Genomic DNA, 21,134 nt, shown 5'->3' with positions numbered 1-21,134 from the left:
CAGATTACTCCAAGCCATCTAGGATTTCATCTAAGCGCTGCTCAGTGAGGTTTTCATAAAATGTTTTGTCTATCTGCATCATTGGTGCATTAACACATGCCCCTAGGCATTCAACCTTTTTGATTGAAAATTTTCCATCAGGTGTCACCTGACCAACATCAACCTCTAACTTATTTTTAAGATATTCCAATAATTCATCACTACCACGCAACATACAAGAAATATTAGTGCACAAACAAATTTTATGACGACCTACCGGCTGATGCTCGAAGTTCGAGTAAAACGTTGCAACTTCATATACTGATATGGGTGTCATTTCTAGATAACTAGCAACCTGATCCATTAATTCTTTTGTCAGATGACCACCATTAACTTCTTGAACAATTCGTAGCGAAGGAATTACCGCAGATTGTTTCTGATCTTCTGGATAACGCGCCAACCAACGATCTATACGCTTTTTAACATCACCCTGGATAATATTAACTGTATCTACAGTGTTCATCGATCTATCTCCCCAAACACTATGTCTTGAGTACCAATAATGGTTACCACATCTGCAATCATGTGTCCCTTAGCCATTTCATCTAATGCCGCCAAATGCGGGAAACCAGGAGCACGAACTTTCAGGCGGTAGGGTTTATTTGCACCATCTGAAACCATATAGATACCAAACTCACCCTTAGGATGTTCCACTGCACTATAAACCTCACCTTTCGGCAAAATAAATCCTTCAGTAAATAATTTAAAATGGTGAATCAAAGCTTCCATATTCGTCTTTACATCCTCACGAGAAGGAGGCGTAACCTTGTGATCCTCGGCCATCACTGGACCAGGGTTGTTTTTCAACCACTCTACACACTGCTTAATGATTTTATTTGATTCACGCATCTCTGCTACGCGAACTAAATAACGATCATAACTATCACCGGTTTTACCGATAGGAATATCAAAGTCCAAACGGTCATATACTTCGTAAGGTTGTTTTTTTCTTAAATCCCATGCTATACCAGAACCACGTAACATAGGGCCAGTAAAGCCCAATTGTAGAGCGCGCTCAGGCGATACGATTCCGATATCGACAGTCCTTTGTTTCCAAATACGATTATCGGTTAACAGAGTTTCATACTCATCGACATAACCAGGAAAGCGCTGGGTAAAGGCTTCAATAAAATCAAGCAGAGAACCTTCACGTGTCTCATTCAGGCGATCAAGTTCACGGCCTTGATGCCACTTTGACTCTTCATACTTCGCCATAGTATCCGGTAGGTCACGATATACACCTCCAGGGCGATAATAGGTCGCGTGCATACGCGCACCTGAAACTGCTTCATAACAGTCCATTAAATCTTCACGTTCACGGAATGCATAAAGAAAAACAGTCATTGCCCCGATATCTAGGGCATGAGCACCTAACCACATCAGATGGTTGAGAATTCGAGTAATTTCATCAAACATAACACGAATGTACTGGGCTCGCTCTGGCACTTCAACCCCAAGCATCTTCTCCAATGCCAAAACATATCCATGTTCATTAGCCATCATTGAAACATAGTCGAGACGATCCATATAGCCAATTGATTGGTTGTAGGGTTTATATTCAGCTAATTTTTCAGTACCCCGATGTAACAAACCAATATGTGGGTCAGAACGTACCACAGTTTCACCATCAAGCTCTAGCACTAAACGCAGTACACCATGAGCGGAAGGATGCTGAGGTCCAAAATTAAGAGTATAGTTGCGAATTTCAGGCATAGCTATTCTTTCCTTCTCACATTTTAATGACGAATGACACGCGGCACATTCACTCTGTTTTCAATCGTTACAGGTTCATAAACCACTCGCCCTTTTTCGGCGTCATAACGCATTTCAACATGACCAGTAAGCGGAAAATCTTTTCTCAGTGGATGACCTACAAAACCGTAATCAGTCAAAATCCTACGCAAATCAGGGTGTCCTGAGAACAATATCCCATATAAATCAAAAGCCTCTCGTTCAAACCAATTCGCACAACTCCAAATATCAACTACGGAGTCAACAATGGGTTGTTGCGTATTTTCTGGATACACTTTTACACGAAGACGGTTGTTATTAGACACTGATAACAAATGATAACTTACTGCAAATCTTCGAGGTTGGAGCAAAGCATCATCTTCTTCGGATTGTTCAAAATCGAATACACCACGACTAAAACCCGTGTTACAGGCTTGCATACTTTCCCAGTTTGCCTTCCCATAACTCAAATAATCAACCCCACACAAATCGATTAATATCTCAAAACCTAAATCATTTTTTAGTTGATTTAAAATGTCTTTTGATTCTGTGGGAGAAACTTCAATAGTTAATTCATCAAATTCAACTTTAGAAGCACAAATTAGCGCTCCAAATTTGTTATTAACTTTATTTTGTAAATCTAATACAGATTGTTTCATAATCGTTACCAGGACCTGTAAGCAAAACTATCTTGCAATAGTATTTGTACGTCGAATTTTATTTTGTAACTGAATAATACCGTAGAGCAGTGCTTCTGCAGTAGGTGGACAACCAGGAACGTAAACATCTACTGGTACAATCCGATCACAACCACGAACTACCGAATAAGAATAATGATAGTAGCCACCGCCATTGGCACAAGAGCCCATTGAAATAACCCAGCGAGGCTCAGCCATCTGATCATAGACCTTCCGTAACGCAGGTGCCATTTTATTGACCAATGTTCCTGCAACTATCATCACATCTGACTGACGAGGACTAGGGCGAAAAATAATCCCAAATCGATCTAAGTCATAGCGAGAAGCACCAGCATGCATCATTTCAACGGCACAACAAGCCAAACCAAATGTCATCGGCCAAAGAGAACCTGTTCTAGCCCAGTTTATTAATTTATCTGCTGAAGTTGTAACAACACCTTCTTTTAAAACGCCTTCTATTCCCATTCCAGCGCCCCCTTTCTCCACTCATAAATAAAGCCAACAACCAGTAAAGACAAGAACACAGCCATCGACAAGAGGCCAAACAGACCAATATCATCTAACACAATAGCCCAAGGAAACAAGAATGCAATTTCTAAATCAAAAATGATAAAAAGAATCGCAACAAGATAGAAACGAACATCGAACTTCATTCGAGAATCTTCAAATGCCTCGAAGCCACATTCATAAGGTGAGTTTTTCTCAGCATCTGGCTTATTTGGTGCAAGTACAAAGCTCATTAGCAATGGACCGACTCCAAACAAAATACCAAGAACAACAAATACAAGGATAGGTAAATAATTTTCTAGCATAGGTTTCCACCTTTTCTAGGATTAAAAACCTGGCATAAGCCAGGTCTAAAAAATGGTGCCGATGGCCGGACTCGAACCGGCACAGCTTTCGCCACTACCCCCTCAAGATAGCGTGTCTACCAATTTCACCACATCGGCTATGTAATTTTAATTTGGTACAACCGGAATATCAGTGCGAACATTTTCCTCTTTTGAAGGCATCTGCTGTTCGATTACAACACTTTGATAGCCCTTTGCGTCTTTACTTGCAATATAGGCTAGACTTAGACTCGTTATAAAAAACAGAGTCGCTAAAACAGCCGTTGTACGAGACAAGAAGGTTGCCGTACCTCGACTGCCAAAAAATGATTGAGACGAACCGCCAAAACTCGCACCGGCATCTGCACCCTTACCATGTTGTATTAAAACTAATACTATCAACACAAATGCAATAACAATATGTATTGCTAAAATTATTCCGAACATGCTTCACCTGCAGCTTTACATATCGCTAAAAAATCACCAGCATCCAATGAAGCACCACCAATCAGACCACCGTCAATATCCGGCTGACTGAATAAAATAGCTGCATTTTCAGGCTTAACACTTCCACCATATTGAATAATTAAGTTACTTGCAATCTTTGAATCTTCATTTGCAATTAAACTTCTAATAAATGCGTGTACAGACTGAGCCTGTTCAGGCGTTGCAACCTTACCGGTACCTATTGCCCATACAGGTTCATAGGCGATAACAATGTTGTTAAATGCGGAAACGCCCAGCTTTTGTAAAACAACACCTATTTGACCTGCAACAACATCCTGAGTTACGCCCGCCTCTCTTTGCTCAAGCGTTTCCCCAACACATAAAATAGGAGTCAAACCCGCCTCAAGAACAACACCAACCTTAGCAGCAACCACTTCATCCGTTTCGTCAAAGATACTACGACGCTCAGAGTGCCCAACAATTACATATTGACAACCCAAGTCTTGAACCATGTCAACCGACACTTCACCTGTAAGCGCCCCTTGTCCAGCTACACTGGCAACATTCTGTGCACCGACTTTTATTTGACTCTCTAAAAGCATATCACCAGCGAATTGAATATATAAACTAGGAGGACAAACTGCGACATCCACTCCTTTAATCTGCTCAGCACCTGCCCTTAAAGCTGATATCAAAGATCCAATCATAGCCTTTGAGCCGTGCATTTTCCAGTTACCTGCAACAAATGGTTTTCTCACTAATCCAATCTCCGAGTCAAAACTGCGCTAATATTAGCGACTTTAGAACAAAAAAACAATATTGACAAACCTATGAAAAGGATTTTTCAACACTTTCTGCTAGTAATTCTGCTGATTTACTAGCTATTTCATCGCAACTACTTTCAACCATCACTCTCACTAAGGGCTCTGTACCTGATGGACGTATAAGTATCCTAATATCCTGATTATATTTGGTTTCTAACTCACGAATAATCAGCAATAGTGCAGGCGAGGCATTAATATCAAACGGTTTATTTATTGCAACGTTTATTAATTTCATTGTAAATTTGTCTGTTTGCGCTCTAAATTCATTTAAATTAATTTTATTTTTAACCATGACTTCTAAAACTTGGAGTGCAGCAACAATCCCATCACCCGTTGTTGACCTATCTAGACATAAAATATGTCCCGATGCTTCTGCACCTAATAACCAACCCCTTTGTTTTAACTCCTGCATAACATAGCGATCACCTACATTTGCACGAATAAATTCAAACCCCTTCTCGATCAATTTATTTTCAACGGCTTTATTGGTCATTAATGTTCCTACGACGCCTTGTTGATTTTGATAAGAAGAGCTTGTTGCCAACAGCAACAATAAATCATCACCATCCAAAACCTGTCCTGTCGAATCAACAACCATTAGCCGATCACCATCACCGTCTAATGCAAAACCTACATCAGCGCCAAGCTCGACCACTTTTGATTGCAAAGCAGCAAGTTCTGTTGCCCCACATCCCTGATTTATATTCAATCCATCAGGATGATCACCTATAACAGTTACTCTAGCGCCTAGCTCTTTAAAAACCAATGGAGCAACATGATAGGTTGCCCCATGTGCACAATCAACAACAACGTGAATACCATCTAGCTTATCTTGTCCACGATAGGTGCTTTTACAAAATTCTATATAACGACCCGGCGCATCATTGATGCGAGTTGCACGACCAAGTGTTGCAAGCTGATCTAGGCCGCCCTCTATACGCATTTCATCCTCAAAAGCAACTTCGATAGCCAACTCCATTTCATCAGAAATTTTAGCACCGTGACCATCAAAGAACTTAACACCATTATCATAATGTGGATTATGAGAAGCACTAATAACAATCCCCAGATCTGCATGGAAGGTTTGAGTTAAATAGGCAACAGCTGGCGTTGGCATAGGACCCAACAGCATCACGTCAACACCAGCATAAATTAGCCCGGCTTCTAAGGCTGATTCAAACATATAGCCAGATATACGGGTATCCTTACCTATCATAACTTTTGAACCGCCTTGAGCTTTAAGCACACGCCCAACAGCCCAACCCAATTTAAGCATCATATCGGGACTCATTAAACCCTTACCAACACGATTGCGAATACCATCTGTCCCGAAGTATTTTTTTTGCGACATAGACGTCACCCTATCTATTTAACCACTAACGTATCAAGCAATTTTAAAGCTTGCTTGGTCTCTTTGACGTCATGAACCCGAAGAATCTTAACACCCTGCTGAACTGCTAAAACTGCGCTAACAACACTAGGCACAAGCCTTTTTTCAACACTAAGATTACCAAGCACATCACCCAACATCGATTTTCTGGAAACACCTATAAGCAAAGGAAAACCTAACGAACTGAGTGATGGCAAGGCATGAAATAAATCTATGTTATGTTGTAATGTTTTGCCAAAGCCAAAACCTGGATCAAGGATAATTCTGTGCCTATTAATGCCCATTTTTTCGCAAATTGCTACCCTACTTAATAAGAAATCTAAAACCTCTTTAACTGTATTACTATAAGTGGGAGACAACTGCATGTTTTTGGGCTGACCTTGTTTATGCATTAAACAAACATAGGCATTAGAACTAGCCACCAGCTCCAAGGCACCAGGAGCCTGAAGTGCATTAATATCATTAATTATTTCAACTCCATGCAAAAGTGCATGTCGCATCACTTCAGGTTTGTAGGTATCGACTGAAATCGGCAGGCCTGTCAAGGATCGAGTTAACTCAACCACTGGCATCACTCGGTCCAACTCCACTTGCAAGGGTACGGATTCTGCACCAGGCCTGGTTGACTCACCACCAATATCTATGATATCAGCACCATCATTGATCATCGTTTGAATACGATCTCTAACCGAGTCCTCATTTAGATAGCAACCCCCATCAGAAAATGAATCTGGGGTTACATTTAATATTCCCATCACTAAAGGACGAGACTGTTCAAGTAGGTATTGCATTTCTTTATCCAATAAAAAACCCCACCCATTAACATGAACAGGCAGGGCAAAATATACTCAAATTATTGCAACCTTGGCTCTGAAGTATTCGTTATATCAGCTTCACCACTTAAATCATTTTCAACTAGATCATCAGGTTTTGAAACGTCATCCTTTGGCTCTTCTACTTTAGAACCTGGCTCAGTCCAGTCTTTTGGTGCGCCAGGCTCGCGGCCTTCCATAATGTTTTTTATCTGCTCAGCATCAATAGTTTCATATTGCATCAATGCTTCCGCCATAATCTCCAGCTTATCCCTATGGGTTGTCAGAATATCAGTCGAGCGCTTGTAATTATTATCAATTAAGCGTCTTACCTCGCTATCGATTAGCTTAGCAGTTTCATCAGATACTGAAGAAGTTTTCGAACTACTGCCTAAAAAGCTCTGCTCTTCCTCTTCATACAACAAAGGGCCAAGTTTGTCGGAAAGCCCCCATTTCATCACCATGCTACGTGCCAGTTTTGTTGCTCGCTCAATATCATTGCTTGCACCCGTGGTTACCGCATCTGCACCAAAAATCATTTCTTCAGCTATACGACCACCGTATAAACTTGAAAGCTGACTTTCTAGCTTACGCTTACTGTAACTCCAAGAATCTTCTACAGGAAGATACATCGTAACCCCTAGAGCACGACCACGAGGAATAATACTCACTTTATATACAGGATCATGCTCAGGAACTAAGTACCCAACAATTGCATGACCTGCTTCATGATAAGCCGTTAAACGTTTTTCAGCCTCACTCATCACCATACTCTTACGCTCAACCCCCATCAGAATCTTATCTTTGGCGCGCTCAAAATGGTTTTGTGTTACTAAACGTTCACCCAAACGAGCTGCAAACAAGGCGGCTTCGTTGACAAGATTAGCTAAATCTGCGCCTGAAAAACCAGGTGTACCTCGAGCAATTAGTGCAGGCTTAACATCTTCAGCAACAGGTACCTTACGCATGTGTACTTTTAAAATCTGTTCACGACCACGCACATCCGGCAATCCAACCGTTACTTGACGATCAAAACGTCCAGGTCTTAACAATGCAGGATCTAAAACATCCGGACGATTAGTTGCCGCTATAACAATAATTCCCTCGTTACCCTCAAAACCATCCATCTCAACCAACATCTGGTTTAGAGTTTGTTCGCGCTCATCGTTACCGCCCCCCATTCCAACGCCACGGCTTCGCCCTACAGCATCAATTTCATCAATAAAGATGATACAAGGAGCATGTGCCTTTGCCTGCTCAAACATATCCCTAACGCGTGAAGCACCCACACCTACAAACATTTCGACAAAGTCTGAACCTGAAATGGTAAAGAAAGGTACTTTTGCTTCACCGGCAATCGCTTTAGCGAGTAAGGTTTTACCTGTACCAGGAGGACCTACCATCAAGACTCCACGAGGAATCTTCCCCCCTAAATTCTGATACTTTTCTGGATCACGGAGAAAGTCAACTAATTCGGACACTTCTTCTTTTGCTTCATCCGCCCCGGCAACGTCATCAAAATTAACCTTAACCTGATCTTCAGATAGCATTCGTGCCTTGCTCTTACCAAACGACATCGGACCACCTTTGCCACCAAGACCACCGCCCATTGAACGCATGAAGAATATCCAAATCGCAATCAACAGCAACATTGGGAACCACGAAATAAAAATCTGCATCAACAAACTTTGTTTTTCAGGTGGCTGCGAACTTACTGTTACACGATTTTGCAATAAATCACCCATTAAACCTGGGTCACCGGGGTTATAGGTAGTAAAGGCTTCACCATTTCCATAAACACCTCTAATGGTAGCACCTTCAATATTAACCCTACTTATTTGACCTTCACGGACTTGATCTATAAATTTTGAATAATCTAATCGACTCGTCGTTTGATAGTTTGACGAACCAAAATGATTAAATAATGACATCAGCACAAGTGCAACTGCTGCCCATATCAACATATTTTTTAGCATATCGTTTTTCATTACGTTCCCTAAAGCCCTTGTAACTCGAATTAATTTAAAAGTTCACAGAATAATATTGGATAGATAATAACACGCTCTTTTAAAAGGCGCAAAAAACTGCGGATGCTATTTTTTGCCAACACCTAGCAAATAAATCTCTTTGCTCCGGGGGCGTGAAGCTTTTGGTTTACGGCTAACCACCTTAGCATACTTTGATTTTAATTCACTCAGCAGTGCTTCATAACCTTCGCCTTGAAACACTTTCATCAAAATATTTCCTCCCGGTTTTAACACTTGATCAGCCAATTCAATACTTAGTTCTACCAGATGCATCGCTCTTGGAATATCGACTGCTTTGTTACCACTTATATTTGGAGCCATATCTGACATCACCAAATCGACTTCGCGGCCTGCTAGCGAATCGATTAGTTGCTGATACACTTCATCCTCTCGAAAATCACCTTGGATGAAGCGCACCCCTGCATAGGGCTCAACCGGCAGGATATCCAAAGCGAAAACCTGTCCTTGAAGACCTACTTGCTGTGAAGCCCATTGTGACCAACCTCCTGGAGCGGCTCCAAGATCAACCACAACCATACCGGGATAAAACAATTTATCTTTTTCATCTAGCTCTTGTAACTTATAGATGGCGCGAGATCGCCAACCTTCTTTTTGCGCTTTTAGGACATACGGATCATCAAAATGCTCCTGTAGCCAACGCGAACTTGATTTAGTTCTTGCCATAAATCTAATTTACCTGAGGATTAGTTCATCTGAAAGTCGTGTTTTCTATTAAAATAAGGATTTTACAAATCCAAGCAAACGCTGAGCAATTAAATATGAAAACCAGTACAAGCCTTACCAATAATCAAACAAAATTTCTTCGAGGCATCGCGCACGGCCTTAACCCTATGATTATCATAGGATCACAAGGCGTAACAGATAACCTGATGGCTGAGCTAGAAAAAACACTTAACCACCATGAAATTCTAAAAGTTAAAATTGCTGCAGGAGAGCGTGAAGATCGTAAACTAGTCATCGACTATATTACTAAAGCGACTCGAGCACATTTGGTACAGACAATAGGAAAAATATTTGTCATCTATCGTGCACGCGCCAAGGATCCGCAACTTGAGTTACCGAAAAATTAATTATTTGAAACGAGATGATTTAACCCCTTCTCTAAATCCCGCTTAATATCTGCGATAGACTCTAAACCGACCGAAATCCTGACTAGGTTTTCGGTTATTCCCGCTTTTTCACGATCAACAGCATCTACTCGAGAGTGTGTCGTTGAGGCAGGGTGGGTTATGCTAGTCTTTACGTCACCTAAATTAGCCGTGATGGATAGCATATTCGTTGCATCAATCACCGACCAGGCCTGCTCTCTCCCACCTTTTACCCTAAAGCTCAATAATGCACCTGGTGCACTTTGCTGGCGCTGAGCCAATTCATATTGAGGATGAGAAGTCAGACCGGGATAGAAAACACGATCTACAGCTGGGTGTTCACTTAACCATTCCGCCAAGGTTTGTGCACGCTGGCTATGAGCTTCCATCCTCAGAGCGAGTGTTTCTAAGCCCTTAATAAAAACCCAAGCGTTAAATGGGCTCATTGTCGGCCCAGCGGTTCTTATCACACCACGAACTTCCTCGCCCACCAATGCCTGCGAGCCAACAATTGCACCCCCCAAACATCGTCCTTGACCATCAAGAAACTTTGTCGCTGAATGAATGACAATGTCTGCGCCCAGTTTTAAAGGTTGTTGTAAGATTGGTGTGCAAAAACAATTATCAACAACCAACAGTGCGCCTTGCGCCTTCGCAATTTTGCTTAAGCGCATTATATCTGCAACTTCGGTTAGCGGATTAGAAGGGGTTTCTAAAAACAAAGCCTTAGTATTAGGCTGAATAGCATTAGACCAGGCCTGGTAGTCTGTTTGCGGCACAAATGTCACATCAATACCAAACTTCTTAAGATACTTATTAAAAAGCACCTTAGTGGTTCCAAAAATACTGGCTGAAGACACCAAATGATCTCCAGCGGACAAGGTTCCCATGAAACAAGCTAATATAGCAGCCATCCCGGAAGCGGTGGCGACACAAGCCTCACCGCCCTCTAGAAGTGCCAGTTTGTTTTCAAAGGTCCGAACAGTTGGGTTAGTAAACCTAGAATAAACATTCCCAGGTACTTCACCGCTAAAACGATCTGCAGCTTGCTGTGCAGACTCATAAACATAACTGGAGGTTGGAAATAGTGCTTCACTATTTTCTTGCTCATGAGTTCTTTCATAGCCAGCGCGAATAGCTAAGGTTTCTAAAGAAAACTGATCCAAATTGTTCTCCTAGTCCGAATTATTGTGCAGACCAACTACCTCTGGAGCAGAGGTTTTCTGTTTGGCCTTGTTCTGGTCATTACGCAAGTTGGCAATTGCCTCCAGATATTCTTGAGTAATGTCTCCCGTTACATATTCACCACTAAAACATGAGGTATCAAAACGGCTAATGTGCTCAGTTCCTGCGCCAACAGCGTCAATTAAATCCTCTAAATCTTGATAGATTAATTTATCAGCACCTATATATTCCGCCACCTCTTCAACACTTCTATTGTTAGCTACCAACTCAGTCGCAGCTGGCATATCAATACCATAGACATATGGGTAGCGCACGGGTGGTGCGGCGGATGCAAAATAAACTTTATTTGCGCCAGCATCACGTGCCATTTGGACAATTTCACCCGATGTCGTACCCCTGACAATCGAGTCATCAACTAGCAAAACATTTTTGCCTTCAAACTCCAGATCTATTGCGTTCAACTTTTGTCTAACTGACTTTTTGCGCTGTTGTTGTCCAGGCATTATAAATGTACGGCCAATATAACGATTCTTAATGAACCCCTCACGGTAGGGTCTATTTAACATAGCAGCCAATTGAAGCGCTGATGTTCTGCTGGTATCAGGGATAGGAATAACCACATCAATATCATGATCGGCCCATTCACGCTGAATTTTCTCAGCCATTTTCTCACCCATTCTCAAACGGGCTTTATAAACAGAAATATCATCGATCATCGAATCTGGACGAGCAAAATAAACGAATTCAAAAATGCAAGGACTGTAACGCGGCGCATCATGACATTGTTTGAAATAAATTTCACCATTCTGCTTAACAACGACTGCCTCACCTGGAGCAAGGTCACGATAACGTTCAAAACCTAAGCCATCCAAGGCAACACTCTCTGAGGCGACCATATAATCAACACCCTTTGCCGTTTTACGCTTACCAACAATGACCGGGCGAAGTGCAAAAGGATCACGAAAGGCAAATAAACCAACACCGGATACTAACCCTATGGCTGCATAACCCCCACGAACACGCTGGTGTACACGACCAATAGCACTAAAAATATCTTCTTGATCAACAAATAACTTCTGTTTTTGCATCATTTCGTGAGCAAAAACATTCAGCAAGACCTCTGAATCAGAATTGGTATTTAGATGACGTTGATCTTGTTGATAGATCTCTTTACTCAATTGTTCAGCATTGGTTAAGTTGCCGTTATGCCCCATGACAATACCATAGGGTGAATTAACATAAAAAGGCTGTGCTTCCGAGCTCGAAGAAGAGCCCGCTGTCGGATAACGAACATGTCCTATACCAATAGAACCGTGCAAATCACGCATGTGACGAGTACGGAATACATCCTTGACCAAGCCATTGTCCTTGCGTTGATAAAAACGCCCTTGTTCATAGGTTACAATTCCAGCAGCATCTTGACCTCGATGCTGTAAAATCGTCAATGCATCATAAAGTTCCTGATTAACAGGTTCGCCACTCGCTGAAACGATACCGACTATGCCACACATGATTTACACTCGCTTAAATAACTTTAAAATTTCTCAACCCAAGAATTTGGATTGAGGATGAATACAGAAAACAATGACCTTTGCTGACGCTTTTACCGAATCTTTACGATTAGCGCGTCAACTGAAAACTCTCTATCAAGCTCTGCCTTAGCTCTTTGCGCTTCGGCTAGATTATCAAAAGGCCCAACTCTTACCGAATAAAGCCGACGCTCTTCATTAGAAAAATCACCTATTGTAACTTTATATCTATTTTCAAGCTGATTAACTACTCGATGCGCTGACTGAATATTGCCATAAGACGCAACTCTAACCAACCACTGCCCAGAAGTGCTTATCTGCCGTTCCTCTGTGACAGAGGCAGATGGCGCTACTTTAACATTATTCGATTCACTCTTGACTGGAGACTGAGCTGGTTTTTTGTCCTGCGTTGGATTCAAGGCCTGTATAGCTTGACTCTGAATTGTTTTTTCATCCGCCGTCAAACCCTTCACTGAAAAAACATCCTTCCCCGCAGAGAAGTCGACCGGCGAAGCATACCAGCCTGGAACAAAAATAATCAGTAAACCCAACCAAATTACTGCCCCGGTTATTCGATATTTGGTTAACTCATCCACCCAGTAACTCCATTGCTTGGGAAACCGTGATAAAAGAACCATAAACTAAAACTTTCTGCGCTGTTGATGCCTTGACTGAGTTAACCGCTTCTTGCATGCTGGCAGCAGACTGAATGAAATCGAAACCTACCCCTGCTTGTGTTAGAGTTTCGACAAGCTTTTCAACTGATAAAGCTCGACCCACATTCAAGTCAACGGCTATCCATTCTAAAGCGTAAGGTACCATTACCCTAACCATCGGCAATAAATCTTTGTCAGCCAAGCCAGCAAAAATAACCTTATCAAACCGCTGAGATTGATTTGATAAATAATCAGCAAGCACGGCAACTGATTGAGGGTTATGGGCAACGTCAAATAACCAGGCCTGGTTATCGACCTGCAGAGTTTCCAATCTTCCGGGGTTAACAACACTTGTTAACCCCTTGTTAATCGAGGCCAATGAAACATCCAGCCTGCTTTGCGCCATTAGCAACGCAACAACACCTACGGCATTCTGAGATTGAAAATCGCCTTTTAAACGAGGTTTATTAAATTCAAAACAAACATCATCCGAACTAAATGTCACTTTATCTTCATAGCGAGTGTAGCTAAAATCACGGCCTAATAACTTTAAATCAGCACTAATTTCTCGAGCATATTTAATAACTGAATCTGGTGGCGCTGGGTCAGAACACACAGCGAGAGCTCCAGTGCGCATAACCCCTGCTTTTTCAAAACCAATCTTGTCTCTATCCGACCCCAACCAATCTACATGATCAATATCAATTGAGGTCAATAATGCAGCATTAGCATCAACAATATTTACCGCATCGAGACGCCCACCCAAGCCTACCTCAAGTATCACAACATCAAGCTTTGCTTGACTAAAAATAACTAAACTCGCCAAGGTTGCAAACTCAAAATAAGTAAGCGTCGTTTGCTTTCTGGCCTGCTCTATCATTTCAAATGCTTGAATAATTTGCTGATCTGTAACCTCAACACCATTAACCTTAATGCGCTCATTGAAACGTAAAATATGAGGCGAGGTATAAGCACCCACACGATAACCTGAAGCAATAAGTATCGCTTGTAACATGGCCACGGATGAACCCTTACCATTCGTCCCCGCAACAGTAATAACGAAAGGGGCCGGGCAAAGTACAGCTAAATCCTTCCCAACCTGGCGCACACGGTCAAGACCTAAATCAATCTCTTTGCTATGCAAGTTCACCAGTTTTTCAAGCCAAACATTTAAGGCTTCGAGGTCAGACATCTTGATTATTGCTTTAGCAGAATTCTGCAAACAGAAGCTAATTCTTTTGCCATTTGGTGACGATGAATGATTTTATCAATCGCACCATGCTCCAAAAGAAACTCACTTCGTTGGAAGCCTTCAGGCAATTTTTCACGAACAGTCTGCTCAATCACGCGCGGCCCAGCAAAACCAATCAAAGCTTTAGGCTCGGCAACATTTAAATCACCCAACATCGCAAAACTTGCCGATACCCCACCCATGGTAGGATCGGTTAAAACCGAAATATAGGGCAAACCTTGAGCACGCAAACGTCCAAGCGCAGCACTGGTCTTAGCCATTTGCATCAAAGAAAACATGGCCTCTTGCATACGCGCACCACCACTGGCCGAAAAACAAATCAATGGACAACGGCGCTCAATCGCCTCATTCACTGCACGTACGAACTTCTCACCGACTACTGAACCCATTGAACCACCCATAAACTGGAATTCAAATGCGGCAGCAACCACCTCCAAACCATCAATCTTACCGACCTGAACAATCAAAGCGTCTTTTTCGCCCGTTGTTTTTTGCGCAATAACCAAGCGATCCTTGTACTTCTTTTGGTCTTTAAACTTAAGAGCATCAACCGGTGACACACTGGCTGCCACTTCCACGCCACTACCTTCATCAAAAAAAGAACTTAAACGGCGGCGGGCACTTAGGCGCATGTGATGATCACATTTAGGACAGACATCCTGATTACGATTCACTTCAGAACGATATAATACACTTTCACATTTTGGGCATTTAATCCACAAGCCTTCCGGCACGTTTTTTTTACGCTCGGTTACCTGTTTAATGCTTGGCAATATTTTTTCAAACCAACTCATCACTTGTCTCCTTGATCTGCGCGCGCAATAGCTTGCTTAAAAATCCGCATCTGTTCAACTAGAGCCTGCTTAGTGGCACTGGGATCACCGAAGTGTTTTTCAACCTGGCTTACCAAAGCAGAACCAATAATCACTGCGTCGCCTAATTTCGCCATAGTATAAGCTGAATCCGCATCACGAATTCCAAATCCTATCCCAACGGGTAAATTCACCTTAGCTCTAAGTTGAGTAACGTGACTAGCGACATCTGAAGCATCTAGCGTTCCCTTGCCAGTGACGCCTTTTAACGACACATAATAAACGAAACCACTACCCAAATGATTAACAGCAGTAAGACGAGATTCTGGCGTCGTGGGTGAAACCAAGAAAATTCGTTCTAATTCATGCAACTCTAAAGCTTCTGCATAACCCTCAGATTCTTCCGGCGGCATATCAACAGTTAAAACGCCATCTACACCAGCCTCTTGAGCATAGCGCGCGAAATTTTCAAACCCCATGGCTTCTACCGGATTTAAATAACCCATCAAAATAACAGGCGTAAGCTTGTCTTGCTCTCTAAACCTTGAAACCATTGACAGCACTTGTTTCAAGCTTACTTGGTGAGCCAGGGCACGCTCCACCGCCTTCTGAATAACTGGACCATCAGCCATTGGATCAGAAAAAGGTACGCCTAACTCGATCAAATCTGCGCCTTCATCAACCAATAGGTGCATTATTTCAACTGTAAGGTCTGGATAAGGATCCCCAGCAGTAATGTAAGGAATAAGCGCGGTTTTCCCGTGTTGTTTCAAGGAAGATAGACGATGTGAGATACGATTAACATGGTTCATAATTAAAATTCAAATCCTTCAATTTTTGCAATGGTATTCATATCCTTATCACCACGACCAGAAAGGTTAACAATGATAGTTTGCTCTTTAGTCATTGTTGGTGCTAGCTTACTCACATAGGCCAAAGCATGACTGGTTTCTAAAGCAGGAATAATTCCTTCCAGCCGAGTTAAATCACGCCAGCCCTGCATAGCCTCATCGTCATTAATCGCCACAAATTCAGCACGCCCAATGTCTTTTAGCCAAGCCAGTTCGGGACCCACACCTGGATAGTCCAAACCGGCTGAAATAGAATGGGTACCCAAAATCTGACCATTTTCGTCTTGCATCAAGTAAGTTCGATTACCATGCAATACTCCCGGCTTGCCTTTACACAAAGGAGCAGCATGCTCACCGGTTTCAAGACCATGGCCTCCGGCCTCAACACCAATAATACGCACCGATTCATCTGGTAAAAATGCATGGAACAGTCCCATAGCATTCGAACCACCTCCAACACATGCAACAACGGCATCCGGTAAACGCCCCTCTTTTTCTATATGCTGCTGCCTAGCCTCACAACCAATAATAGATTGGAAATCACGAACCATCATCGGATAAGGGTGAGGGCCTGCCACAGTGCCTATAATGTAAAAAGTATCATCGACATTAGTAACCCAGTCGCGCATGGCTTCATTTAGAGCATCTTTAAGTGTTCGTGTGCCAGACTCAACCGCCACCACCTCAGCACCCAACATTTTCATACGAGCGACATTAGGGGCTTGACGTACCACATCATCTGCACCCATGTAGACAACACATTTCAATCCTAAACGTGCTGCAACGGTAGCACTTGCCACACCATGTTGACCCGCTCCTGTTTCAGCGATGATTCTAGTTTTACCTAAATGCTTCGCCAATAAGGCCTGACCAATAGTGTTATTAATCTTGTGAGCACCTGTATGATTCAAATCTTCACGCTTAAGGTAAATTTTAGCACCACCTAATTTTTCACTCCAACGCTGCGCATAATAAAGAGGGGAAGGACGACCCACATAGTCTTGATAATCTTGAGTGAGCGCATTCAGAAACTCTGGATCTGCTTTTAGTGCATGATACTGCTGTTTTAACTCCTCCAAGGGTGCCATCAAGGTCTCGGGGGCAAACACCCCACCATAGGGACCAAAATGCCCCTTATCGTCTGGAAACTTTGCAAAATCAATCGTCATTAGAACACTCTCGTAATTATGCATGCGCAACAAACTGGGTTTGCGCTTGATGAATAAATTGCTGAATTTTATCAGCAGACTTAATACCTTTGCTGGCTTCTACACCGCCACTCACATCGACCGCCCAAACTTGAGTTTGCTCAATGGCTAATGCAACATTAGAGGGCGTTAACCCTCCAGCCAAGATTAAGGGCATCGAAAAATCTCTAGGCACCCACTGCCAGTTAAATACCTCACCAGTACCACCTGGCACACCCGGCTTATAGGTATCAAGCAGCAAGCCTTTTGCATCACTAAAATCCCTTGCCAGTAGCATTAAATCCGTCGTGGGTTGCATAGCTACAGCTTTAATATAGGGTCTTGAAAACTGACGACAAAACTCTGGCGTTTCAGAACCATGAAACTGTAACAGATCAACTTTAACTTCATTGATGACTTGCTCTACCCATTCAGGTTCTGGATCAACGAACAGTGCCGTTGAAGTAATAAACGCAGGCAAAGCCTTAACCAGTTCTAGAGCTTGAGCAGGTGTAACTGAACGCGGACTCGGAGGATAAAAAACTAAGCCGACCGCATCAGCACCTCCATTTGCAGCGGCCTGTATATCAGCAACACGCGTCACTCCACAAATTTTAACACGGGTTTTTTTTATCACTGCCAAAGCACCTCATTGGGTTGGATAATAGGTAAATCAAAAATAGCCGGGTAAAACGCATTGACAAAATAAAGCCCTGAAGCCGGTGCAGTCGCGGTAGCTTTGGTTCTATCCTTAAGTGTCAGTAATTCATTTACCCAAGATGCTTCCATTTGCCCACGTCCAATCTGCATTAGCGTACCCGCTATGTTTCTGACCATATGATGTAAAAATGCATTTGCCTTGATATCAATAAAAACAAAATCGCCACGACGAACAACCTCGACTTTCTGTACCTCTCGGCGTGGATGCGCTGCTTGACATTCCGAAGCACGAAATGATGAAAAATCCTGTTCGCCCAATAAATACTGAGCAGCGATGTTCATTATTTGCGCATCCAAAGCTTCGCGCTCCCACGTCACACGTCCAGTTAAAATTGCACTGCGCGTTGGTCTATTAAAAATGACATAACGATACTGGCGTGCTTCGGCACTAAACCGAGCATGAAACGACTTATCTACTGACTTAACCCAGCTAATACGAATATCGTCAGGTAATCTTGTATTAGTCCCCTCCAGCCAAGCTCTGAGAGGTCGCTCGGCTGAAGTTTCAAAATGGATCACCTGACCCACCGCATTTACACCGGTATCAGTTCGCCCTGCACAAAACACCTCAACAGGCTGATCAGCAATATAACTTAATGCCCATTCAACCTGCTGTTGCACAGAAGAACAGTGATGCTGCTTCTGCCAGCCACAATAGGCCTGACCAAGATACTCAACCCCGAGTGCCAGTTTAAGCATTACTTAAAGATACTTTGCTATCAATACTTCCGCAATTTGCACGGTATTGGTCGCAGCACCTTTACGGACATTGTCAGCAACAACCCATAGATTTAATCCATTTTCAATAGAGATATCTTCACGGATACGTCCAACATAAACGGGGTCGGTATCAGCCGCATCACTGACTGCCGTAGGATAACCGCCATCTTTTTGTTCATCTAATAATACCAGGCCTGCTTGTTTAGCAAACAAATCACGTGCTTGTTGCGCTGTAATTTTTTGTTTGGTTTCTATGTGAACAGCTTCACTGTGGCCAAAAAACACAGGAACCCTTACTGCCGTTGGATTCACCCTTATTTCATTGTCACCCAAAATTTTCTTAGTTTCCCAAACCATTTTCATTTCTTCTTTGGTGTAACCGTTTTCCATAAACACATCAATTTGTGGAATACAGTTAAACGCAATTTGCTTTGGATAAACCTCACATTCGACAGGCTTCAAATTCAGAATATTTGCTGTTTGTTTGGCTAATTCCTCAATCGCTTCCTTACCCGTCCCAGACACAGCTTGATAGGTAGCGACATTAATCCGGCTAATACCTACTGCATCATAAATAGGTTTGAGCGCAACGAGCATCTGAATGGTTGAACAATTTGGATTAGCGATAATACCCCGATTCTTATAGCCAGCAATCGCATCAGGATTGACTTCTGGAACAACCAAGGGAATATCCTCATCATAACGGAACTGAGAAGTATTATCGATTACAATACATCCAGCCGCCGCCGCCTTAGGGGCATAAATGGCTGACACGCTGGCACCTGGCGAAAACAGACCAATTTGTACCTGAGAAAAGTCGAAAGTTTCCAGATCCTGGACCGCAACCCACTCCCCATTAAACTCAATTTTTTTACCTGCTGAACGGCTACTGGCTAAAGGATAAATTTTTCCAACTGGAAAATTACGCTCCTCCAACACCTTCATAATCGTCTCACCCACTGCACCAGTAGCACCCACCACCGCAATATCATATTTTTTCATCATTTAAAACCTATCTTTTATCTGTTTTCAATTCAAGCTGTTCAAGCTTAGTTTCATGTTCGAGCACCGGTGTGTTGCCTTGATCCATTGATTGGCCTATAAAACGCCCCCCCTGCTCAATCGTTAGCGCACCTGTTATCAAATCCCCCATAAAACAGCCTCCTTCTAATATTTCTAGAGCGCTACAGTGAACCTTACCTTCAAGACGCCCACTCAGATAAACTGTTTTGGCAGAAATAAAACCAATAACATGGCCCATTTTTCCTATAGATATATCATTCAAAGATTCTATGTGTCCCTCTATCTTGCCATCAACATGCAAAGATGTTTCAAGATGCAACTCACCATTTAAGGTACAGCTTTGAGCGATAATTGTTTTTCCACCTTCTCGACTTGATTTCTGATTGCCTGACTTAAAGAACCCCATGGAACCCCCTCCACTCTATCAAAAATAGCTTCGTATTCCTCAACCGACCATTCAACAAATGGTGCTGGATTAAGTTTGCGTTGAACAAAATTAACTTCGTAGTGCAGGTGAGGTCCAGTAGAAACACCGGTATTACCAATACCGCCAATCAAATCACCCTGTTTAACAAAATCACCCGTTTTAACATTAAGATTATGCAAATGTCCATAAAAGGTTTTAAAACCAAAGTCATGACTTATGATTATGAGATTTCCATATCCACTTGCTTGATGATAACCAGCATACTCGACCACACCATCTGCAGTCGCAATAACTGGATCACCTTGCCGGCCTCGGTAGTCGATACCATTATGAAACTCCCGCGTTCCTCTCACAGGGTGTGTTCGCCAACCAAACCCACTAGACACGCCTTGAAAGTCACCCACTGGACGACCACTAGGAATTCTTTCTAACATTATTTGCTTTTCTAGTGTTGTTAACTGAATTAGCTTTACTCTGTCCTCTATCGCATGATCCGGAACACGCTCGACACCCATAAGATCTTCTAAGCCTTGAAGGGTTTGGTCTAGAAAAGTGATCTGCTGAACCTTTAACTCCAGCTCAACCGAAAGCTGTGTAAATGCAGCCATCAATTCTGCATATTCATGCTGACGGCTTTCAAGCGTTCTTAAAAAAGAAGTCTCTGCCGCTTGCCTGCCCTGTTCAGTCTCAACAACTTCTTTACTCAACCACCAAATACTTAACGATGCAAGAACAATAAAAGCAACAAAACCAAACAGCAGCACTCCAAAATATTTTTTAAAGATGTTCCCGAATGAATAATGGCGTGAGCCATGAACATCAGTAATGGTAATTGTAAAGTGCTGCCTAGAAGCCATATTTTATT

The 21,134-nt window shown here is 42.5% G+C and carries 24 protein-coding genes and 1 tRNA gene; 1 reads left to right on the top strand and 24 read right to left on the bottom strand.

Features of this window, described 5'->3' with window-relative positions:
* Nucleotides 1-4: 4 nt before the first annotated feature.
* From nuoE to rlmE, 12 genes are all read right to left on the bottom strand, one after another.
* Nucleotides 5-502: an NADH-quinone oxidoreductase subunit NuoE gene (nuoE, locus tag JX580_RS02920; RefSeq protein ID WP_248851304.1), complete on the bottom strand. Its 498-nt coding sequence runs from the start codon at nucleotides 500-502 to the stop codon at nucleotides 5-7.
* Nucleotides 499-1,752 (bottom strand): NADH-quinone oxidoreductase subunit D, encoded by a 1,254-nt coding sequence (locus tag JX580_RS02915; RefSeq protein WP_248851303.1) that lies wholly within the window; start codon nucleotides 1,750-1,752, stop codon nucleotides 499-501. The genes nuoE and JX580_RS02915 overlap by 4 nt, the downstream gene beginning before the upstream one ends.
* 23 nt (nucleotides 1,753-1,775) lie before the next feature.
* Entirely contained in the window at nucleotides 1,776-2,429 is a 654-nt protein-coding gene (locus JX580_RS02910; RefSeq protein WP_248851302.1) for an NADH-quinone oxidoreductase subunit C, read from the bottom strand.
* Nucleotides 2,430-2,456: 27 nt separating this feature from the next.
* Entirely contained in the window at nucleotides 2,457-2,933 is a 477-nt protein-coding gene (locus tag JX580_RS02905) for a NuoB/complex I 20 kDa subunit family protein (protein WP_044407423.1), read from the bottom strand.
* Nucleotides 2,924-3,280, bottom strand: coding sequence for an NADH-quinone oxidoreductase subunit A (locus JX580_RS02900; RefSeq protein WP_248851301.1), 357 nt, complete (start codon nucleotides 3,278-3,280; stop codon nucleotides 2,924-2,926). The genes JX580_RS02905 and JX580_RS02900 overlap by 10 nt, the downstream gene beginning before the upstream one ends.
* A gap of 53 nt (nucleotides 3,281-3,333) precedes the next feature.
* Nucleotides 3,334-3,418 (bottom strand) — tRNA-Leu (locus tag JX580_RS02895).
* Nucleotides 3,419-3,427: 9 nt separating this feature from the next.
* Nucleotides 3,428-3,745, bottom strand: coding sequence for a preprotein translocase subunit SecG (secG, locus tag JX580_RS02890; RefSeq protein WP_248851300.1), 318 nt, complete (start codon nucleotides 3,743-3,745; stop codon nucleotides 3,428-3,430).
* Nucleotides 3,733-4,503, bottom strand: coding sequence for a triose-phosphate isomerase (gene tpiA / locus JX580_RS02885; RefSeq protein ID WP_248851299.1), 771 nt, complete (start codon nucleotides 4,501-4,503; stop codon nucleotides 3,733-3,735). Before tpiA ends, secG begins: the two co-directional genes overlap by 13 nt.
* A 70-nt stretch (nucleotides 4,504-4,573) precedes the next feature.
* Entirely contained in the window at nucleotides 4,574-5,920 is a 1,347-nt protein-coding gene (gene glmM / locus JX580_RS02880; RefSeq protein ID WP_248851298.1) for a phosphoglucosamine mutase, read from the bottom strand.
* A gap of 14 nt (nucleotides 5,921-5,934) precedes the next feature.
* The gene (gene folP, locus JX580_RS02875; RefSeq protein WP_248851297.1) at nucleotides 5,935-6,762 is read right to left on the bottom strand and encodes a dihydropteroate synthase; all 828 of its coding nucleotides are present in this window, start codon (nucleotides 6,760-6,762) and stop codon (nucleotides 5,935-5,937) included.
* 50 nt (nucleotides 6,763-6,812) lie between these two features.
* A complete protein-coding gene (gene ftsH / locus JX580_RS02870; RefSeq protein WP_248851296.1) occupies nucleotides 6,813-8,759 on the bottom strand; it encodes an ATP-dependent zinc metalloprotease FtsH in 1,947 nt (648 codons plus the stop codon).
* 105 nt (nucleotides 8,760-8,864) lie between these two features.
* Nucleotides 8,865-9,482 (bottom strand): 23S rRNA (uridine(2552)-2'-O)-methyltransferase RlmE, encoded by a 618-nt coding sequence (gene rlmE, locus JX580_RS02865; RefSeq protein WP_248851295.1) that lies wholly within the window; start codon nucleotides 9,480-9,482, stop codon nucleotides 8,865-8,867.
* Between the two features lie 95 nt (nucleotides 9,483-9,577).
* Here rlmE and yhbY point away from each other — a divergent pair, with 95 nt between their 5' ends.
* Nucleotides 9,578-9,889 carry a ribosome assembly RNA-binding protein YhbY gene (gene yhbY / locus JX580_RS02860; protein WP_248851294.1) on the top strand — a complete coding sequence of 104 codons (312 nt, stop codon included), beginning with the start codon at nucleotides 9,578-9,580 and terminating at the stop codon, nucleotides 9,887-9,889.
* On the opposite strand, the gene JX580_RS02855 is transcribed toward yhbY, so the two are convergent.
* From JX580_RS02855 to JX580_RS02800, 12 genes are all read right to left on the bottom strand, one after another.
* Nucleotides 9,886-11,073, bottom strand: a complete 1,188-nt coding sequence (locus JX580_RS02855; RefSeq protein ID WP_248851293.1) for an O-succinylhomoserine sulfhydrylase — start codon at nucleotides 11,071-11,073, stop codon at nucleotides 9,886-9,888. The two genes, yhbY and JX580_RS02855, sit on opposite strands and share 4 nt — an antisense overlap.
* Nucleotides 11,074-11,082: 9 nt before the next feature.
* Nucleotides 11,083-12,603, bottom strand: coding sequence for an amidophosphoribosyltransferase (purF, locus tag JX580_RS02850; RefSeq protein WP_248851292.1), 1,521 nt, complete (start codon nucleotides 12,601-12,603; stop codon nucleotides 11,083-11,085).
* 92 nt (nucleotides 12,604-12,695) lie between these two features.
* Entirely contained in the window at nucleotides 12,696-13,217 is a 522-nt protein-coding gene (locus tag JX580_RS02845; RefSeq protein ID WP_248851291.1) for an SPOR domain-containing protein, read from the bottom strand.
* Nucleotides 13,210-14,469: a bifunctional tetrahydrofolate synthase/dihydrofolate synthase gene (gene folC / locus JX580_RS02840; RefSeq protein ID WP_248851290.1), complete on the bottom strand. Its 1,260-nt coding sequence runs from the start codon at nucleotides 14,467-14,469 to the stop codon at nucleotides 13,210-13,212. The genes JX580_RS02845 and folC overlap by 8 nt, the downstream gene beginning before the upstream one ends.
* A 5-nt stretch (nucleotides 14,470-14,474) precedes the next feature.
* Nucleotides 14,475-15,323: an acetyl-CoA carboxylase, carboxyltransferase subunit beta gene (gene accD / locus JX580_RS02835; protein WP_248851289.1), complete on the bottom strand. Its 849-nt coding sequence runs from the start codon at nucleotides 15,321-15,323 to the stop codon at nucleotides 14,475-14,477.
* Complete coding sequence (gene trpA, locus JX580_RS02830; RefSeq protein ID WP_248851288.1) at nucleotides 15,323-16,153, bottom strand: tryptophan synthase subunit alpha; 831 nt, start codon at nucleotides 16,151-16,153, stop codon at nucleotides 15,323-15,325. Before trpA ends, accD begins: the two co-directional genes overlap by 1 nt.
* Before the next feature lie 2 nt (nucleotides 16,154-16,155).
* Nucleotides 16,156-17,361 carry a tryptophan synthase subunit beta gene (gene trpB, locus JX580_RS02825; RefSeq protein ID WP_248851287.1) on the bottom strand — a complete coding sequence of 402 codons (1,206 nt, stop codon included), beginning with the start codon at nucleotides 17,359-17,361 and terminating at the stop codon, nucleotides 16,156-16,158.
* A gap of 16 nt (nucleotides 17,362-17,377) precedes the next feature.
* Nucleotides 17,378-18,016: a phosphoribosylanthranilate isomerase gene (locus JX580_RS02820; protein WP_248851872.1), complete on the bottom strand. Its 639-nt coding sequence runs from the start codon at nucleotides 18,014-18,016 to the stop codon at nucleotides 17,378-17,380.
* Nucleotides 18,013-18,798, bottom strand: a complete 786-nt coding sequence (truA, locus tag JX580_RS02815) for a tRNA pseudouridine(38-40) synthase TruA (RefSeq protein WP_248851286.1) — start codon at nucleotides 18,796-18,798, stop codon at nucleotides 18,013-18,015. Before truA ends, JX580_RS02820 begins: the two co-directional genes overlap by 4 nt.
* 3 nt (nucleotides 18,799-18,801) lie before the next feature.
* Entirely contained in the window at nucleotides 18,802-19,824 is a 1,023-nt protein-coding gene (locus JX580_RS02810; RefSeq protein ID WP_248851285.1) for an aspartate-semialdehyde dehydrogenase, read from the bottom strand.
* Nucleotides 19,825-19,831: 7 nt separating this feature from the next.
* Complete coding sequence (locus JX580_RS02805) at nucleotides 19,832-20,248, bottom strand: bactofilin family protein (RefSeq protein ID WP_248851284.1); 417 nt, start codon at nucleotides 20,246-20,248, stop codon at nucleotides 19,832-19,834.
* The gene (locus tag JX580_RS02800) at nucleotides 20,170-21,126 is read right to left on the bottom strand and encodes a M23 family metallopeptidase (RefSeq protein ID WP_248851283.1); all 957 of its coding nucleotides are present in this window, start codon (nucleotides 21,124-21,126) and stop codon (nucleotides 20,170-20,172) included. The genes JX580_RS02805 and JX580_RS02800 overlap by 79 nt, the downstream gene beginning before the upstream one ends.
* Between the last annotated feature and the right edge of the window lie 8 nt (nucleotides 21,127-21,134).

The organism is Thiomicrospira microaerophila, assembly GCF_023278225.1.
Taxonomy (GTDB): domain Bacteria; phylum Pseudomonadota; class Gammaproteobacteria; order Thiomicrospirales; family Thiomicrospiraceae; genus Thiomicrospira; species Thiomicrospira microaerophila_A.
This window is presented reverse-complemented; position numbering and strand designations above follow the sequence as displayed.

What these genes read in the sequence shown, in the direction of transcription:
- nuoE (WP_248851304.1), bottom strand. Translation starts at nt 502, where the DNA reads ATGAACACTGTAGATACAGTTAATATTATCCAGGGTGATGTTAAAAAG.
- JX580_RS02900 (WP_248851301.1), bottom strand. Translation starts at nt 3,280, where the DNA reads ATGCTAGAAAATTATTTACCTATCCTTGTATTTGTTGTTCTTGGTATT.
- trpB (WP_248851287.1), bottom strand. Translation starts at nt 17,361, where the DNA reads ATGACGATTGATTTTGCAAAGTTTCCAGACGATAAGGGGCATTTTGGT.
- accD (WP_248851289.1), bottom strand. Translation starts at nt 15,323, where the DNA reads ATGAGTTGGTTTGAAAAAATATTGCCAAGCATTAAACAGGTAACCGAG.
- JX580_RS02905 (WP_044407423.1), bottom strand. Translation starts at nt 2,933, where the DNA reads ATGGGAATAGAAGGCGTTTTAAAAGAAGGTGTTGTTACAACTTCAGCA.
- rlmE (WP_248851295.1), bottom strand. Translation starts at nt 9,482, where the DNA reads ATGGCAAGAACTAAATCAAGTTCGCGTTGGCTACAGGAGCATTTTGAT.
- trpA (WP_248851288.1), bottom strand. Translation starts at nt 16,153, where the DNA reads ATGAACCATGTTAATCGTATCTCACATCGTCTATCTTCCTTGAAACAA.
- JX580_RS02910 (WP_248851302.1), bottom strand. Translation starts at nt 2,429, where the DNA reads ATGAAACAATCTGTATTAGATTTACAAAATAAAGTTAATAACAAATTT.
- yhbY (WP_248851294.1), top strand. Translation starts at nt 9,578, where the DNA reads ATGAAAACCAGTACAAGCCTTACCAATAATCAAACAAAATTTCTTCGA.
- purF (WP_248851292.1), bottom strand. Translation starts at nt 12,603, where the DNA reads ATGTGTGGCATAGTCGGTATCGTTTCAGCGAGTGGCGAACCTGTTAAT.
- truA (WP_248851286.1), bottom strand. Translation starts at nt 18,798, where the DNA reads ATGCTTAAACTGGCACTCGGGGTTGAGTATCTTGGTCAGGCCTATTGT.
- ftsH (WP_248851296.1), bottom strand. Translation starts at nt 8,759, where the DNA reads ATGAAAAACGATATGCTAAAAAATATGTTGATATGGGCAGCAGTTGCA.
- JX580_RS02805 (WP_248851284.1), bottom strand. Translation starts at nt 20,248, where the DNA reads ATGGGGTTCTTTAAGTCAGGCAATCAGAAATCAAGTCGAGAAGGTGGA.
- JX580_RS02800 (WP_248851283.1), bottom strand. Translation starts at nt 21,126, where the DNA reads ATGGCTTCTAGGCAGCACTTTACAATTACCATTACTGATGTTCATGGC.
- glmM (WP_248851298.1), bottom strand. Translation starts at nt 5,920, where the DNA reads ATGTCGCAAAAAAAATACTTCGGGACAGATGGTATTCGCAATCGTGTT.
- folC (WP_248851290.1), bottom strand. Translation starts at nt 14,469, where the DNA reads ATGTCTGACCTCGAAGCCTTAAATGTTTGGCTTGAAAAACTGGTGAAC.
- JX580_RS02915 (WP_248851303.1), bottom strand. Translation starts at nt 1,752, where the DNA reads ATGCCTGAAATTCGCAACTATACTCTTAATTTTGGACCTCAGCATCCT.
- JX580_RS02810 (WP_248851285.1), bottom strand. Translation starts at nt 19,824, where the DNA reads ATGATGAAAAAATATGATATTGCGGTGGTGGGTGCTACTGGTGCAGTG.
- secG (WP_248851300.1), bottom strand. Translation starts at nt 3,745, where the DNA reads ATGTTCGGAATAATTTTAGCAATACATATTGTTATTGCATTTGTGTTG.